Origin of the sequence: Butyrivibrio sp. MC2021, assembly GCF_000621605.1 — a bacterium.
Classification (GTDB): domain Bacteria; phylum Bacillota; class Clostridia; order Lachnospirales; family Lachnospiraceae; genus Butyrivibrio.
This window is the reverse complement of record NZ_JHXX01000021.1, coordinates 15,383-28,992: the sequence shown is the minus strand read 5'-3', so window position 1 is coordinate 28,992 and position 13,610 is coordinate 15,383. Positions and strand designations below refer to the sequence as shown.

The following is a 13,610-nucleotide window of genomic DNA, read 5'->3' as shown; positions in this document are numbered from 1 at the left end:
TCCGATCTCGCTTGCCGCAAAGCTTACCAATGTGTTTTTGGCAGGCTTTTTTATCGCTTTTCCGATACGTTCCAGGATCACAAGACCGCAGGCCCAAATCCAGCCATGTTCAGGTACGAGTGCCAGTGCAGGAATCGCCAGAGCCTGTATTACATAGCCTGTGATAACAAATGTCCAGTATTTCTTCGTTTTATCTGCTATAAATCCGGATATGAGCCTTAGTGAATACCCGCACAATTCTCCTATACCGGACACAAATCCGATGGTTGCAGCGGATGCCCCTGCGAGGTTCAGATATTCGCCCAATATGCTTCTTGCGCCTTCATGAGTCATGTCCGAAAACAGACTTACGATTCCCATCAGGGTTATAAATGTTATGGCGCCAGACAAAGCCTTTTTTTTATCCATGTTCTACTCCACTAATCCCGATTTGCTTATTTCATTATCCTGTAAGTTATTCCTTCAATTTTTCTCTTACTGCATCAACATACTCATCCGTATGAAAATACAGCATGACTCCATGACCGACATTCGGCCAAATATGTTCTTCATAGTTCTTTAAGTACTTTTTCAAAATCTCATGGGATTTTATGGCATAAGGTTCCTTGCTGCCACACCAGAGATATACTTTTGTTTCGGTCTTGCTGATATCTTCATTCACGCGATACGTATAATTCTCGATAAGATTAGCCTGCATACACTCTTTGCTACTTCCCCAGTACAGTAACGAAAACTCAGCGAGATCTTCTTTGCCAAGTCCCATAAGTTTACTCACGACCTGCATTCGTTTTGAAATCTGTCCGCCGTTTTTCTGCATCTTCAGAAATGCCTTCAGCCCCAGCTTGGCACATATTATCCCCTGATGCGCCAGATATACTCCGTCGAGGATTGCTTTTTCTATACTAATCCTGTTTCTTGCAAGAAGCTCTGTCAGTACGGTTGCACCCTGAGAAGCGCCCCAAACGGCATAGAGTTCGCCGCCAAGATTCTCCGTAACATAGGCCTCAATCTGCTCACTTTCTTTTGCAAAAGAAACAAAATTCTCTGAACCGTCATAGCATCCGGTCATTGCGGGATATATGACATAATATGTTTCTTCCAACGGTTTAAGCAATTCCCGGAATTTCTGCCAGTCGCAAAGCATTCCGTGCAATGCCAGTATCGTCTTATTCTTTTTATCTCCATATGAATGAAACTTCATTCTTTTTCTCTCCATGGAAAGTTTTACTGGAAGTTATTTTTTTAATGCCCTTCTAAGTTGTCTGGAAAAGGCGCATCACCATATACTGTAATGATATAGCTCCCATCTGTCTTTTCCAGCTCACGATACTCGTATTTTGCATCAAATATGCGGTCCACTTCATCTTCAGCCATGTCTGAATTGAATGTGACCATGGACTCACACTCAACATGGTTACCTGTTCCAGAAGTGTTTCCGGTAAAAGAATGTGAGTCAACAATAGTTGCATCTTCTATAAACTTCTCTATATATGCCGTCAGCTCTTTTGTCTGCTTATCAGTTGCTGCATGATTAGCCACATATCCCACTACCTCTATCACTACAAATAGCGCTATAAGAAGTACCGGAATCGCCACTATCGTAATTCCTATTCCAGCAAGAATCTTGCTTATTAACCTTTTCATTCTCCACTCACCTATCATCTTTTCCGACAACTTATGGATTATCATACCTTTTTTCAGACAAAAATAAAATAGCTCTGGACATCAACTAATCAAATCTTGATCCCAGAGCTATTGCAATCATCCATCTTTTACTGTATCCAGAGGAAAAGGTATTACATTTGATGGTTCATTTTGCTGTGCTGTCCATAGTGTTAGTTTCTGCTGCATATTCATCCAACTTTCCGGAGATGTATGCCAGGATTGCCGCAAGTATTGGAAATCCGATCAAAGGCCCAATCCATTTAACCGCCAGTGTTTTCCCGTGAATATAAGGCATGAGCTCCTCTGTTCCCGGGATATTCTTCCTTCATTTGCTTTCAAATCACCTATTTGTTGCTTTAATCGCGCCTAAGCAATGTATCCTTACTACGCGGTTACTATCTGTCTCTGACATTTTCTGTAACTGCGTAATGTATGGCCTGACAAACTCCGGTCTGCGTTTACCAAGGACCCGGAATATCTCAGGTGCTTCCATTCTTACCTTATCGTCCGTATCGTGTAGAAGACTTTCAAACACAGACATATATCCTTCATAAATATCCGGTGTATTTGTAGCAATGTTTTCAGACGCCCAGATGAAGCTCAGCCTGACCTTTGGATCCTCATCAGAAGCGAATTTGAACAAGTCCTCCCAGTATTCCTGAATCAAATAATAGTCGGCTCTACCTATCCTTCCTAGCGCATTAACCGCTCTTTCTCTTAAAAGCGGCACCTGGCTATCGCAAAAAGAAACTATCTCTTTAACATAATCTTTTACTTTCTTTGGATGTTCAAGCCCCATCTCACCAAGCAGCCATAGGGCCTTTGCTTTAATTTTTTCAGATTCGTGAGCAAGAAGCGATGACACATACGGAATGTTTTCTTCCCACCTGCTCTTATCCTTTGTTAAAACTCCAAGTTCCTTATACAGCGCTGATTCGTTCACCCCATCTTCTCCCTATATCAATCTTCATTCGATATAACGCCAGTTTCAGCCTAAATAAAAAAAGCAATACCGCAATTTACAGGAAAAATCTTTTTAAAATACCCCACTGTCATCACAAGCCATTGATCCTGAACAATTATATCAAATGCCTTCATGATATATAGCAGTATTACAAATCGAATAGTAAGCTTCCGGAAACCATAAGTTCCTTAGCAGCAAGTCTTACATCCTCCGGAAGAAAACGTAATACTAACGCAACGACAATTGTTTTTATCATTTCAAACTACTCCAAGTTGCTATTTTTTCTTTTTATATCCACAATCGCAATATGGTCCGCCGGATGCGAGAGTATATTCTCTAGCAAAAGTTGAGGCGCCTCCAAATTCGCTCATAGTGTAGTCAAGATGGCACATAGCAGGAACCAGCTCAAATAATCCGTATTCTTTCATGAGGGTACAGATACCACACTTTGTGAACCTCGCCTCATATCCGCTTCCATCCTCATAGGGCAGGTACTCCATATTCCAGGAATAAGGATTTCTGTCAGCTGCATTTAGCGCCGCCGTCTTCTTCATTCCCTCAATATCTTTATCTGTGAACTTCTGCTTCCCTCCCAATTTGCAGAATGCTTTGGTCGCAAAGTTTGTCATGGCGTGCTCATAGTATGTGGTTGCCTCGGCAGCCGTTGGTTTTCTGTCCATACTAAGAAATACAGATGTCAGAATGGCGCAATTTACAATATTCGCCTTGAACCTGTCGCCTTTTTCAAATTCAGGGAGCTTGCTAATGATCTCTTTGTATTTTGGCTTTGCCTTTGCCATAATCCGCTTTGCCTCTTCGGGGCTTTTCTTAAGGTCATTTACAAGTGCCTTTTGAAAAGATTTTTTGTATAAGAGCCACATAGCCGCCGGCATTCCACTATACTTCATTTCTCTGAATCCTCCAAAAACTCTACCAATCTTTGGGCGTAGACCTTCGTATGTTCATGAAGCATCTGGCCATGGCCCATTCCTTTAAATACCCGCTTTTTTATCTGGGGGAGATATCTCTTCAAAAGCTTCGCACTCTTTACTGGGTATGGTTCATTTTCTCCGTGCCAGAACACGACTGGATTATGATAATCCTTTATTCCATCCTTTATCGTATATGTGTAGCAGGACAAGGCTGCATTACCAACAGATTTAAGAGATACTCCCTTATAAAGCGTATCTACTATTCCACTGTTTCCTTTTCCCATGATGCTTTCCACAAGTGGCTTTGGAACATGGATATTCTTTTTGATGCTCCATATAGAGCCCTGAAACAGCCATTTGAATGGATATGTCATTATGCCCATCTTTATTACAAATGCCGCATCCAAAACAGTTCTGTCTACTTCTATATTCCCTCTGCTGATTAGTTCCGTTGCGATGGTTCCTCCAAGAGAAAATCCCAGAAGGCCGTAGAGTCTTCCACTGAGAGTTTCCTTAACATATTTTTCGATTTTCTGAGCTGCATCGCTTACCGAAACAAAGTTTCCCGCTTCACTTCTTGAGTGACCATCCAATTCGCAAACAACCACATAATAATCTTTCAGGTACGGAAGTAACGGATCAAAAAGATCCGATGTATTTGCCATACCATGGATCAGCATAAGCGATCGTTTTTCCTTATCCCCATGTGTCAGAAATCTCATAATCGGACACTTTTCTCCTTATCTTTTGTTAGGCATATCGCACAGACCAGATACATAACAAGCCATCCGAAGGATTCTGTCCCCGAGTCCAAGCCTTCTGCGATAAGATTCAAAAGCTGGCCAAATAAAACACCGAATATCGGGCAACAGATTATGAATACTTTCTTAACCGGAATAAGTCCTTTCATAACCATACCAATCCATCCGATTGTTACTAGGAGATCGCAGGTGATAAATCCAGCTACCATTGGAACAGCTATGCTCTTTAGCACCCTTACTGTCATTGTTGCAGCTGTAGGAATATCTCCCGTCGCCTCCATGCCAGCGTTAAAGACTACCGGAAGCATGCAGATTCCTATATGAATAAAAGCAAAATACAAAATCCCGCTCCAATTTGCCACCTTAAAGATCTTATACAGCTTGTATGATTCCAGCTTATAGTTTTCTTCCATAACTCTTAGAAGTTCTGTGGCAGCATAAGCAAACATGGCTGCACACAAAAAACCAAGAATGGATGAAACAGCATACCTCCAATCCGGAGCAACATTCCAATCTATTCCCAAATATGCATCAGGATCCGAACTCGTACCTATTGTTCCAAAACCAAGCAAATAGTCACCAACTATGGCTAATACCATGGCATAACATCCAAACATAATTCTTTGCTTTGAGTTCATTTTTAAGATTCCTCCTTAAAGGCTACCCTTATGATCTGCATGTTCACATATCTGTCGCAGAAACTGATCATCATCTTATGTAAAAGACCTACATCCTTATAAATATCCCTATATCCACGCATGTAGCTTCGAGCCGTAACCGCCTCAAAATCCGTGCACCAGCTTTCAATTTCAGATTTATCCTCTAATGAAAAGAATGCGCTGACATCAGATATTCCAGCTTCTTTAAGCCATGTCTTCGTCATCATCTTTGCCCCGCGACTATTACAGGAATCAAATACAATTACGCCCCCTGGGAATCTCTTCGCCAACTTGCCTAATAGTTTTCTTACATCTTCTTTTCTGAAATAATAAAACACACCCGATGCGAAGAAAACAGTTCCTTTTGAAGCATCAATCATGTCCATCCATGAATAGTCATTTAAATCATATCCAATATTGCTTTCTCGTGCAGCTGCTGGTAACAGCTCATTTCTTACCGCAATCACATCTGGCATATCGATATTGTACCCTATACATGAACCGTTATCACACTTATGAAACGTATCATCCAAACCGCATCCCAAATTCACAACACTTGCATCAGGGTGATTCTTTAAATAATCTCTCACTTCCCAAGCAAGATCATATTGTCTTTGAGCTACTTCCAATGCGCCAAAAAGCCCGACACCGCTCTCCATTCTTTTGCCCTTTACAGCGAAATCGTAATCCAACATGTTGCATATTCGCTCAGCTTCCTCGTCCTTGAAAAGCTCTGGAAAATGCTCTGAACAAACCTTTCTTCCATAAAGCGGAATAATCAGTGTCTCCTGAACTGTATTTTTCTCAATGTGGTATTTTTTTGATACGACTTCCATCACGGAATACTCCTCCAGAGATCAAACTATTTCCATCTTAAAATCACACAATTCACCGCCGGAACCTATAGTCATTGTCCTGGTAAACCTCATCCCCGGCAGCTTTCCATACATATGAACATCATTCTCGCAAAACAGAACATTTATTTCCGGACATCCCAGTTCCGTAAGATACTTATGATACGGGCACTGAGTGATATCCATACGGAAGCAATCCTTTTCCTTTGGATAGAACACATTTTTAAAACCAGATGCTTCTCCAAACATTTTATGGCTCAGTGTATCCCACATACTTAAGAAAAATCTCCTGAACCCTGGGATCTTGCAGCACCTTGCTAATGATTGCCCCATCTTTTCTGATCTGATAGCCATAACCTGCTTCATCACATCATAAGCAATGTCAGGATTTTTCTCCTTCATAGAAAGATATATAGCCGCCGCAGGGAAGATAAAGGAATCTGTGTGTGCACTGATACCCTTTGGAAGACTCTCATGCTCAGAGTACATTTTGCATAATCTTCTATGAGCATTTTTCCATATCTTTTCACTCTCAGATGCTGAAAATCTTTTTTCAATCTCAGCCTTGAAAGCCTTCTTGCTTTTCATTATCCTAACAGTCTTTTTCTTTAATTCTTTCTCTGTATTCATTGCTTATCTCCCGCTCATTTTACTCTATGCTATTGAAAGATCGTACATATCCAAGCTGCAAATGCCGAGGCAACCGGGAATATAACAAGTAGTTTTAACAATTGACTCTTTATGTTAAATCCATACTTTCTGCCAGTATAAACACTATCCACTTCAGGAAAATAATATTGGAAGAACTTAAATTTCATGAGCAGAAAGTAGTCAAAACATATCATGTCGTACACCTTATATACAGTAAAAATCGACACAAATCTAAAGAAGAACTGCCAGAAAGAAAAACCGCTTCTGAAACCATCCCATATAGAGATCACTCCAACTCCGAGTATCAGCAGAATACTGAACACCATGAATGTCCAGCCTATTGCCCGAGCACCATAGAACAGTTCTTTCTCCCGAGGGATTATCACGTTCTGAGCTTCCTTCGGTGCTGATGAAAAGAATTTCTTATCCTGTATAAATGCTACTGCAGAAAACATCATCAGCGTTATCGCCACACAAAAAACTAACGCCAGAAAAATAGTAAGAATCATCTATTACTCCTCCTAAAAGACTAAAGTCACGATACCTGCAACTATTGCTGCTCCTATAACCCATACAAGTGTCAAAAACAGTCTCTTTTTCAGCATCTGCTTTATAGTCTGAACATAAGGTATGTCTTCGCATCCGGGAATCACCCAAAATTTACTGTATCTAACCCATACCTCATCGATAACGATCCCGTCATACCAGTTCATCACCTCAAGGAACAACAGGGCGTGCAGATATGCTGCCTTGAAATCTGATACGTTATTCCATAATCCTATGATCAGCACAAGGGTTGTCAGCATGACGATATAGAATTCCGTCATGAATATCTTTCTTTTTCTATTCATGGTCTCCCGTGTAGTAAGACCAATCTCTATTGCCCTGTCTTGTACCGCCTTGGGATAGAAATACATCCCGTCTATTGCGCCTCCGCGAACAGAAAACCTGACCATCAACGTAAATATAAGGCAGTATATGACCAGTTGAAGTATTATCATCTAACGATTCCTCAGTTCCCATATATTCTGTGCAGTTCATCCCATGACGGCATCTGTTCCTTCAATCGATTCCAAACAGAGCATTCTAATTCCTTTTGCAAGCTTTTCAGGATAAAACGGTGCAAGTCCTCCGTGTCCTAAGTCCTTAAATCTGACAAAACGAGATCCGGGAAATGCTTTTCTGATATATGCAATGTCCCATTTTCTTGCCTTTTCTTCAGCTTCTGCGAACCAGTATTCAATGAACGGGCAATTAGTTTTCACATGATCCGGCATAGAATAGTTATTTGCCGAATCAAAGGTTCGCCATATTGTTTGATAGCTTATCATCTCAAGAACTTTTGCCTCATATCTGATGTCATCTTCTGAAAGCTCATCTGTTGAGAATGCTTTTTCAAGCAATTTGATTCCACCAATCTTACCCATGGAGATCATTGCAAAATCCTTGAGTGCAATAATTCTCGTAACTAGCCAAGGCATCTGGTATGGTGTGATACCACCATCAATTACAGCATGGTTAAAATAAATCTTTCCGTTCGCCAAAAGCTTTGTAACTACAGCCCCTCCCATTGAACAGCCATATATGCACTCAACTGTGGATATTCCTTGTGCACCTAGCCAACTCTCCAGTTCCTCTGCTATCTCTTCAATACTTGTAAAATCACTTGCGTTTTCAGGATCGTATCCCGGAAGTGCCGGAATGATAAGATGATAGTCTTTTTCCAATAGCGGAATCACATATTCAAAATAATCCCACATCACCACAGCAGGGTGGATTAACACTATTACTTTTCCATTTTCTTTTCCGAATTCATGGTAGGTCATAAAGTATTCCTTATTTTTGAGACATTTTATCAACACCAATCAACGACGAATACTCGCTATACACCAATATGTTAGCACTTGCTAACCCTAAAATAAAGACATAATTGCAGTTTTTATGCACATCCATTCCACTGCCTTGTTGATAAAAATTCTCACACGTTAGCTGCCTCTACACTCCCTTCGCTGTTTTATAATTAATTAGCAAATCTATTAACGTACATTTCCAGGTACAGAAAGGACTATCTATGATTAATTGGAGCACAATAGGAAAAGTGGCATGCGGTTTCGCGCTTGGTACAGCAGGAGTTAAGCTCCTCTCCAGCAAGGATGCCAAGAAATGCTACACACATATAACTGCTGCGGCGTACAGATGCAAGGATACATGCCTTGAGACCTACACTAACATCAAGGAGAACTGTCAGGATATCAGTGCTGATGCAAAGGAAATCAATGAAAAACGCTATGCTGATGAAAGAGCAAAAGAAATAGAGGATGCAAAGGCTGTTCTGGCAAGCGCTGAAGCTGAAGCCGCTAATGCATAAGACATAAGTAAGCTTAGATGAAAGGCATACTATGAATTGTAAAATATTGCATGAAAATGGGGGACGTATGCGTGTACACATTGCTGTACGCCATATGTCTTCTTTTGAAGCTGATAAGATCCAGTATTATCTCTCCTCACTTCCTTTTGTAAAAAAAGCTGATGTAAATGAACGGACTTCAAATGCCATAGTTTTCTATGACTCTTCCTGCAGGAATGATCTGATACAGGCGTTTTCTGAATATAGTGAGAGAACAGAGATTACTGTGCCCGAACATACAGGCAGGGAACTCCGTATCGAATACGAAGACAGAATGTTCTTCCATATTGCAGGCAAGCTTGTCCGCAGATTCATCATTCCATTGCAGATAAGAAGGGTGATCATATATCTAAAGGCTATCCCTTACATAATTAAGGGGCTCAAGTGCCTGCTCTCCGGAAAGCTTGAGGTTTCTGTTCTTGATGCAACCAGCATTGCGGTATCACTGCTCAGAGGCGATCATGCAACAGCAAGCAATGTAATGTTCCTTCTTGAAATGGGTGAGATGATGGAGGACTGGACTCACAAAAAGTCCGTCGATGACCTTGCAAGGGCCATGTCCCTGAATGTAGACAAGGTATGGATGCTTTCTTCTGACGGCCAGGAGGTCCTTTCAAATATCTCTGACATAAAAGAGAATGACAGGATAGTTGTCAGAACCGGCACCATGATCCCCCTTGACGGTGTAGTACTAAGCGGTGATGCTTCCGTAAATCAGGCAGCCATGACCGGTGAATCCGAGCCTGTCCACAAAACAGAAGGCTCTCTTGTATACGCCGGTACTGTTATTGACGAAGGTGAGCTTGTCATAACCGTACAGAAGGCACAGGGGCAGGGACGATACGACAGGATTGTAGCTATGATAGAGGAATCCGAGAAGCTCAAATCCGAGTCAGAAGCAAAGGCTGCACACCTGGCCGACAGACTTGTTCCCTATACTTTTGGTGCCACACTCCTCACCTGGCTATTTACCAGAAATGCCACCAAGGCCACATCAATCCTTATGGTGGACTTCTGCTGCGCATTAAAGCTCGCCATGCCTATTTCAGTACTCTCAGCAATGAGAGAAGCCGGTGATCACAAGATATCTGTAAAAGGCGGCAAGTTCATGGAGGCTGTGGCTGAAGCAAAAACAATAGTCTTCGACAAAACCGGAACTCTGACTCATGCCACACCAAAAGTTGCCAAGGTTGTTACTTTTGGCGAGAATGACGAAGATGAGATGCTTCGCCTTGCTGCGTGTCTTGAGGAACACTACCCTCACTCCATAGCCAACGCAGTGGTAAAAGCTGCAGAAGTCAAAGGACTTACTCATGAAGAAAAGCACACCAGAGCTGCCTATATCGTTGCACATGGCATTTCCAGTACGATTGACGGTAAAAAGGTATGTATAGGAAGCCATCACTACATCTTTGAGGACGAAAAGTGTATTGTTCCAAGTGGATTCACTGACAGGTTCGATTCTCTTCCACCTGAGTATTCGCACCTGTATATGGCTATCGGTGAAGAACTCGCTGCAGTAATACTTATCGAAGATCCACTTAGAGATGAGGCTCCTTCGGTAATAAGGAAATTGAAAGAGGTTGGTTTTGAAAATGTAGTTATGATGACCGGAGACAGTGACAGAACAGCCAAGTCGGTTGCAGAAAAGACCGGTGTGACAAGATACTTCTCTGAAGTTCTTCCTGAAGACAAGGCTGAATTCATAAGAAAAGAACATGAAGCAGGTAGAAAAGTAATCATGATAGGTGACGGTATCAATGACTCACCTGCTCTTTCAGAGGCAGATGCAGGAATCGCCGTCAGCACAGGAGCTTCCATTGCAAGAGAGATTGCAGATATAACCATCTCCTCTGATGATCTTGGAGCTCTTTTAACGCTTAGAAGTCTCAGTACAGAGCTGATGCGAAGGATCAACCTGAACTACAATTCCATTATCGGGTTTAACTCCTTCCTGATAATTATGGGTATGTTGGGTATCTTCACCCCAACCACTACAGCATTCCTACACAACGCATCTACCATTGCTCTAAGCATGAAGAGCATGACAAATCTATTGGATGATTGACCCAAAATAAAAACCTCGTAGCGGCTATTCTCTGGCAACTACGAGGTTTTCTTTCTTTATTTCTTTATCACAGATATGACTTTGTAATCCAAAGTTCCTATAGCCCTTGTAATCATGGCGTCACCACTTCCCACATCTGTCCCATGTTTTGAAATCCATCCTGAGGCAGGCATCCTTTGCAGGTATGTCCATCTGAGCCGCTTCCGGATGTGCATCCACTGCATCCCTGGCATCCTTTGGATGAAAAGATAACTCTTTTAATGATGCCCATGCTTTCAAGATATTCCATCTGTCTGGAAATATCTTCCTCACTGGTATGAAGTTCTAATGCAAGAAGCTTTGTGGTTCTTGCGTGACCATCTTTTAACAGTTCAAGTAATTGCTCCATTTTTATCCTCGTCTTATCTAATCACCAGATGAGCATTCCCACATGATATGCGATGAATGCCAACAAAAGAGATACTGCTGTATAGTACAAAACAATCCTTCCTGTCCATTTCGCTGAATGTGTCTCCTGATATGTAGCCGCAAGAGCAACAACGCAAGGCATGTTGAAGGTCATTGCAAAGATAAATGCTAAGGCCTCCGGCTTTGTTACGTTCGCAAGAAGAACAGAACTAAGATTTGCGGTAGTTCCTGCACCACTCATAGCCTCTGTAAATGCTGTGCTATATGAACCACCACTATAAAGTGCACTTATGACACCGATAGCACCTTCTTTTCCAACAGCAGATGCAATGTAGGAAAGGAATAACTGCCATGGCATTCCGAAGAACTTTGTGACAGGCTCTATTGCTACACCGATTGTGTAAAGGATTCCTCCTGTTCCGGATGGAGAATAGCTAAGAAGCCAGAATACTCCGCAAACAAGTAGAACCACCTTTGTTACTCTGATAAATGTTTCCTTTGTTCTTCCGAATACATATCTGAAAAGAGCTCCCCACTTTGGTTTGTGGTACGGAGGAAGCTCCATGATCATTCCGTAGCGGTCTTCCTTCTGAACAAGCTTAGCTCCAAAGACTTTGGCCGTGACATACATGTGCAAGAGCATAGTAAGAAGGATTACAGCCACCACAAGAACTGCTCCTGGACCGAAGAAAATAGATGAAAGCATAGGAATGGTTGCCCAGGCTGCGCCGCAAGGCACTGCCCATGCCAGAGCGATCGTGAGAACCTTCTGTCCCCAGTTATCTATAACTCTTGCGCCCGCTGCGCCTCCCATGGTACATCCAAAGCTTACCAGGAATGGCATGACTGACTTTCCCTGAAGCCCAAGCTTACCCATGGTGTTGTCAAACACATAGGAGATACGGGCCATGATGCCCACTTCCTCAAGAAGTCCGAATACAAGGGTTACACCAAACACAAATCCCAACATCTTGAAAATATATGAGAATGACTGAATTATTACATCTGTAATGATGAGCATAACGAATTCAGGACATCCTATAGCTGATAATCCTGCAGTAATCGGAGCTTTAGTCATAAGAACCAGCTCGCCCAGAAACATGGGCGGAAGAGCAGGAACAAATGAAGCAATAAGACCTAATAGAACAGTAAGTATAACCGCAGGCTTTCCCCAGACTTTACTTGTATAGATACGGTCAAGTTTTCCAAGGGTTACCTTTACAGACTTAGATTGGATTGCACCGTCTATCACATCATCGATCCAGGCGAATTTGCAGCCGCCGACAGCCACAGCGCCCTGGGATGAATCTTTGATACTTTCAATTTCTGAAAAAACAGATGCATCCAGTGTATTTTTAAGCTTCGCAACAACTACCTTGTCATTCTCAAGCACCTTTGAAGCAAGCCACATTGAAGAATAGCCGGGAATAACGCCTTCAGGAATCAGGTTGCAGATTTCCTGAAAACCTTTGATACTCTCGTACTGTTCTTTTAGCTTGGAAACATCAAGCCTTGAGTCTTTCTTGATAGCCTTTTCCAGAGTTTTATAGAACTCGTCATAAGACTTCACATCTGTCGCAGAAAAAGGGATGACAGGAATGCCAAGCTTTTCCTCTATAGCCTTGGCATCAATCTTTTTTCCCTGATCGGCGGCTACATCTGCCATATTGAGCAATAAAAAGCATGGTGCATTTATTCCCGCATAATCAGCCAGCATGAAAAGGCTTCTCTGAAGCTGTGAACTGTCAGCAAGGATGCAGACAACATCAGCTTTTCCTGATGTAATAAAATCTCTTGTGATAACCTCTTCATCTGAATTGGCAGAAAGGCTGTAGGATCCCGGAAGATCCGCCACATTGTATTCTTTTCCTGCATAGGTAAAAGATCCTTCTTTTTTCTCTACTGTCTTGCCTGGCCAGTTTCCCACATGCTGGCGAAGTCCGGTAAGCGCATTGAATAAAGTTGACTTGCCCGAGTTAGGCTGTCCAAGGAGGGCTATAGTTGCAGCTGCACTCATGCTGTCACCTCCTCGACTGTAATACCACTGCACTCCTTACGGTTCAGTGCGATCATGGTATCTCTTGAATAAACCAGCATAGGTCTGTTCTTATCGTTCTTGATAACGCTAACCTTACAGCCCGGTGTAAGTCCTATCGAGGTGATACGGCTCATAAACCTTGTATCGCCTTGAATAGCTGTGATCACTGCATCTTTGTTTTCCCTTACTTCACTTAAACTCAT

The 13,610-nt window shown here is 42.1% G+C and carries 18 protein-coding genes; 2 read left to right on the top strand and 16 right to left on the bottom strand.

The genetic code is table 11. The features are described 5' to 3' along the window. From T359_RS0116890 to T359_RS0116825, 13 genes are all read right to left on the bottom strand, one after another. Positions 1–408, bottom strand: a 408-nt coding sequence (locus tag T359_RS0116890; protein WP_026518438.1) for an MFS transporter, incomplete at its 3' end; no start/stop codon positions are given. 46 nt (positions 409–454) lie between these two features. Further along, positions 455–1,201, bottom strand: coding sequence for an alpha/beta fold hydrolase (locus T359_RS0116885; RefSeq protein ID WP_026518437.1), 747 nt, complete (start codon positions 1,199–1,201; stop codon positions 455–457). A gap of 41 nt (positions 1,202–1,242) precedes the next feature. Next, positions 1,243–1,644, bottom strand: a complete 402-nt coding sequence (locus tag T359_RS0116880) for a hypothetical protein (RefSeq protein WP_026518436.1) — start codon at positions 1,642–1,644, stop codon at positions 1,243–1,245. Positions 1,645–1,810: 166 nt separating this feature from the next. Then, positions 1,811–1,960 (bottom strand): hypothetical protein, encoded by a 150-nt coding sequence (locus T359_RS22885; protein WP_197027116.1) that lies wholly within the window; start codon positions 1,958–1,960, stop codon positions 1,811–1,813. A 45-nt stretch (positions 1,961–2,005) separates the two neighbouring features. Then, on the bottom strand, positions 2,006–2,608 hold the full coding sequence (locus T359_RS0116870; protein WP_022769900.1) for a sister chromatid cohesion protein PDS5: 603 nt from the start codon (positions 2,606–2,608) through the stop codon (positions 2,006–2,008). Between the two features lie 296 nt (positions 2,609–2,904). Then, the gene (locus T359_RS0116860; protein ID WP_026518435.1) at positions 2,905–3,537 is read right to left on the bottom strand and encodes an L-2-amino-thiazoline-4-carboxylic acid hydrolase; all 633 of its coding nucleotides are present in this window, start codon (positions 3,535–3,537) and stop codon (positions 2,905–2,907) included. Next, positions 3,534–4,283: an alpha/beta hydrolase gene (locus T359_RS0116855; protein WP_022769898.1), complete on the bottom strand. Its 750-nt coding sequence runs from the start codon at positions 4,281–4,283 to the stop codon at positions 3,534–3,536. The genes T359_RS0116860 and T359_RS0116855 overlap by 4 nt, the downstream gene beginning before the upstream one ends. Next, positions 4,280–4,960: a DUF6796 family protein gene (locus T359_RS0116850; RefSeq protein ID WP_022769896.1), complete on the bottom strand. Its 681-nt coding sequence runs from the start codon at positions 4,958–4,960 to the stop codon at positions 4,280–4,282. The genes T359_RS0116855 and T359_RS0116850 overlap by 4 nt, the downstream gene beginning before the upstream one ends. A 2-nt stretch (positions 4,961–4,962) precedes the next feature. Continuing rightward, a complete protein-coding gene (locus tag T359_RS0116845) occupies positions 4,963–5,817 on the bottom strand; it encodes a class I SAM-dependent methyltransferase (RefSeq protein WP_022769895.1) in 855 nt (284 codons plus the stop codon). 21 nt (positions 5,818–5,838) lie between these two features. Further along, the gene (locus T359_RS0116840) at positions 5,839–6,465 is read right to left on the bottom strand and encodes an L-2-amino-thiazoline-4-carboxylic acid hydrolase (RefSeq protein ID WP_022769894.1); all 627 of its coding nucleotides are present in this window, start codon (positions 6,463–6,465) and stop codon (positions 5,839–5,841) included. Between the two features lie 29 nt (positions 6,466–6,494). Then, positions 6,495–6,995, bottom strand: a complete 501-nt coding sequence (locus T359_RS0116835) for a hypothetical protein (protein ID WP_022769892.1) — start codon at positions 6,993–6,995, stop codon at positions 6,495–6,497. A 12-nt stretch (positions 6,996–7,007) separates the two neighbouring features. Continuing rightward, positions 7,008–7,487: a hypothetical protein gene (locus tag T359_RS0116830; RefSeq protein ID WP_022769891.1), complete on the bottom strand. Its 480-nt coding sequence runs from the start codon at positions 7,485–7,487 to the stop codon at positions 7,008–7,010. A gap of 36 nt (positions 7,488–7,523) precedes the next feature. Beyond that, the gene (locus T359_RS0116825; RefSeq protein WP_022769890.1) at positions 7,524–8,312 is read right to left on the bottom strand and encodes an alpha/beta fold hydrolase; all 789 of its coding nucleotides are present in this window, start codon (positions 8,310–8,312) and stop codon (positions 7,524–7,526) included. 245 nt (positions 8,313–8,557) lie between these two features. Between T359_RS0116825 and T359_RS0116820 the strand changes: the two genes are divergently transcribed. Then, positions 8,558–8,854, top strand: coding sequence for a DUF6110 family protein (locus T359_RS0116820; RefSeq protein ID WP_022769888.1), 297 nt, complete (start codon positions 8,558–8,560; stop codon positions 8,852–8,854). A 31-nt stretch (positions 8,855–8,885) separates the two neighbouring features. After that, positions 8,886–10,961, top strand: coding sequence for a heavy metal translocating P-type ATPase (locus tag T359_RS0116815; RefSeq protein ID WP_022769887.1), 2,076 nt, complete (start codon positions 8,886–8,888; stop codon positions 10,959–10,961). A gap of 112 nt (positions 10,962–11,073) precedes the next feature. Here the strand turns inward: T359_RS0116815 and T359_RS20895 are convergent, their stop codons facing one another. From T359_RS20895 to T359_RS0116800, 3 genes are read right to left on the bottom strand one after another with little or no spacing between them, the layout of a single operon-like run. Then, positions 11,074–11,349 (bottom strand): hypothetical protein, encoded by a 276-nt coding sequence (locus T359_RS20895; protein WP_035784819.1) that lies wholly within the window; start codon positions 11,347–11,349, stop codon positions 11,074–11,076. Between the two features lie 21 nt (positions 11,350–11,370). Further along, the gene (gene feoB / locus T359_RS0116805) at positions 11,371–13,386 is read right to left on the bottom strand and encodes a ferrous iron transport protein B (protein ID WP_022769884.1); all 2,016 of its coding nucleotides are present in this window, start codon (positions 13,384–13,386) and stop codon (positions 11,371–11,373) included. Then, positions 13,383–13,610: a FeoA family protein gene (locus T359_RS0116800; protein ID WP_022769883.1), complete on the bottom strand. Its 228-nt coding sequence runs from the start codon at positions 13,608–13,610 to the stop codon at positions 13,383–13,385. Before T359_RS0116800 ends, feoB begins: the two co-directional genes overlap by 4 nt.

What these genes read in the sequence shown, in the direction of transcription:
- T359_RS0116885 (WP_026518437.1), bottom strand. Translation starts at nt 1,201, where the DNA reads ATGAAGTTTCATTCATATGGAGATAAAAAGAATAAGACGATACTGGCA.
- T359_RS0116880 (WP_026518436.1), bottom strand. Translation starts at nt 1,644, where the DNA reads ATGAAAAGGTTAATAAGCAAGATTCTTGCTGGAATAGGAATTACGATA.
- T359_RS22885 (WP_197027116.1), bottom strand. Translation starts at nt 1,960, where the DNA reads ATGCCTTATATTCACGGGAAAACACTGGCGGTTAAATGGATTGGGCCT.
- T359_RS0116860 (WP_026518435.1), bottom strand. Translation starts at nt 3,537, where the DNA reads ATGAAGTATAGTGGAATGCCGGCGGCTATGTGGCTCTTATACAAAAAA.
- T359_RS0116855 (WP_022769898.1), bottom strand. Translation starts at nt 4,283, where the DNA reads ATGAGATTTCTGACACATGGGGATAAGGAAAAACGATCGCTTATGCTG.
- T359_RS0116850 (WP_022769896.1), bottom strand. Translation starts at nt 4,960, where the DNA reads ATGAACTCAAAGCAAAGAATTATGTTTGGATGTTATGCCATGGTATTA.
- T359_RS0116845 (WP_022769895.1), bottom strand. Translation starts at nt 5,817, where the DNA reads ATGGAAGTCGTATCAAAAAAATACCACATTGAGAAAAATACAGTTCAG.
- T359_RS0116840 (WP_022769894.1), bottom strand. Translation starts at nt 6,465, where the DNA reads ATGAATACAGAGAAAGAATTAAAGAAAAAGACTGTTAGGATAATGAAA.
- T359_RS0116835 (WP_022769892.1), bottom strand. Translation starts at nt 6,995, where the DNA reads ATGATTCTTACTATTTTTCTGGCGTTAGTTTTTTGTGTGGCGATAACG.
- T359_RS0116830 (WP_022769891.1), bottom strand. Translation starts at nt 7,487, where the DNA reads ATGATAATACTTCAACTGGTCATATACTGCCTTATATTTACGTTGATG.
- T359_RS0116825 (WP_022769890.1), bottom strand. Translation starts at nt 8,312, where the DNA reads ATGACCTACCATGAATTCGGAAAAGAAAATGGAAAAGTAATAGTGTTA.
- T359_RS0116820 (WP_022769888.1), top strand. Translation starts at nt 8,558, where the DNA reads ATGATTAATTGGAGCACAATAGGAAAAGTGGCATGCGGTTTCGCGCTT.
- T359_RS0116815 (WP_022769887.1), top strand. Translation starts at nt 8,886, where the DNA reads ATGAATTGTAAAATATTGCATGAAAATGGGGGACGTATGCGTGTACAC.
- T359_RS20895 (WP_035784819.1), bottom strand. Translation starts at nt 11,349, where the DNA reads ATGGAGCAATTACTTGAACTGTTAAAAGATGGTCACGCAAGAACCACA.
- feoB (WP_022769884.1), bottom strand. Translation starts at nt 13,386, where the DNA reads ATGAGTGCAGCTGCAACTATAGCCCTCCTTGGACAGCCTAACTCGGGC.
- T359_RS0116800 (WP_022769883.1), bottom strand. Translation starts at nt 13,610, where the DNA reads ATGAGTTTAAGTGAAGTAAGGGAAAACAAAGATGCAGTGATCACAGCT.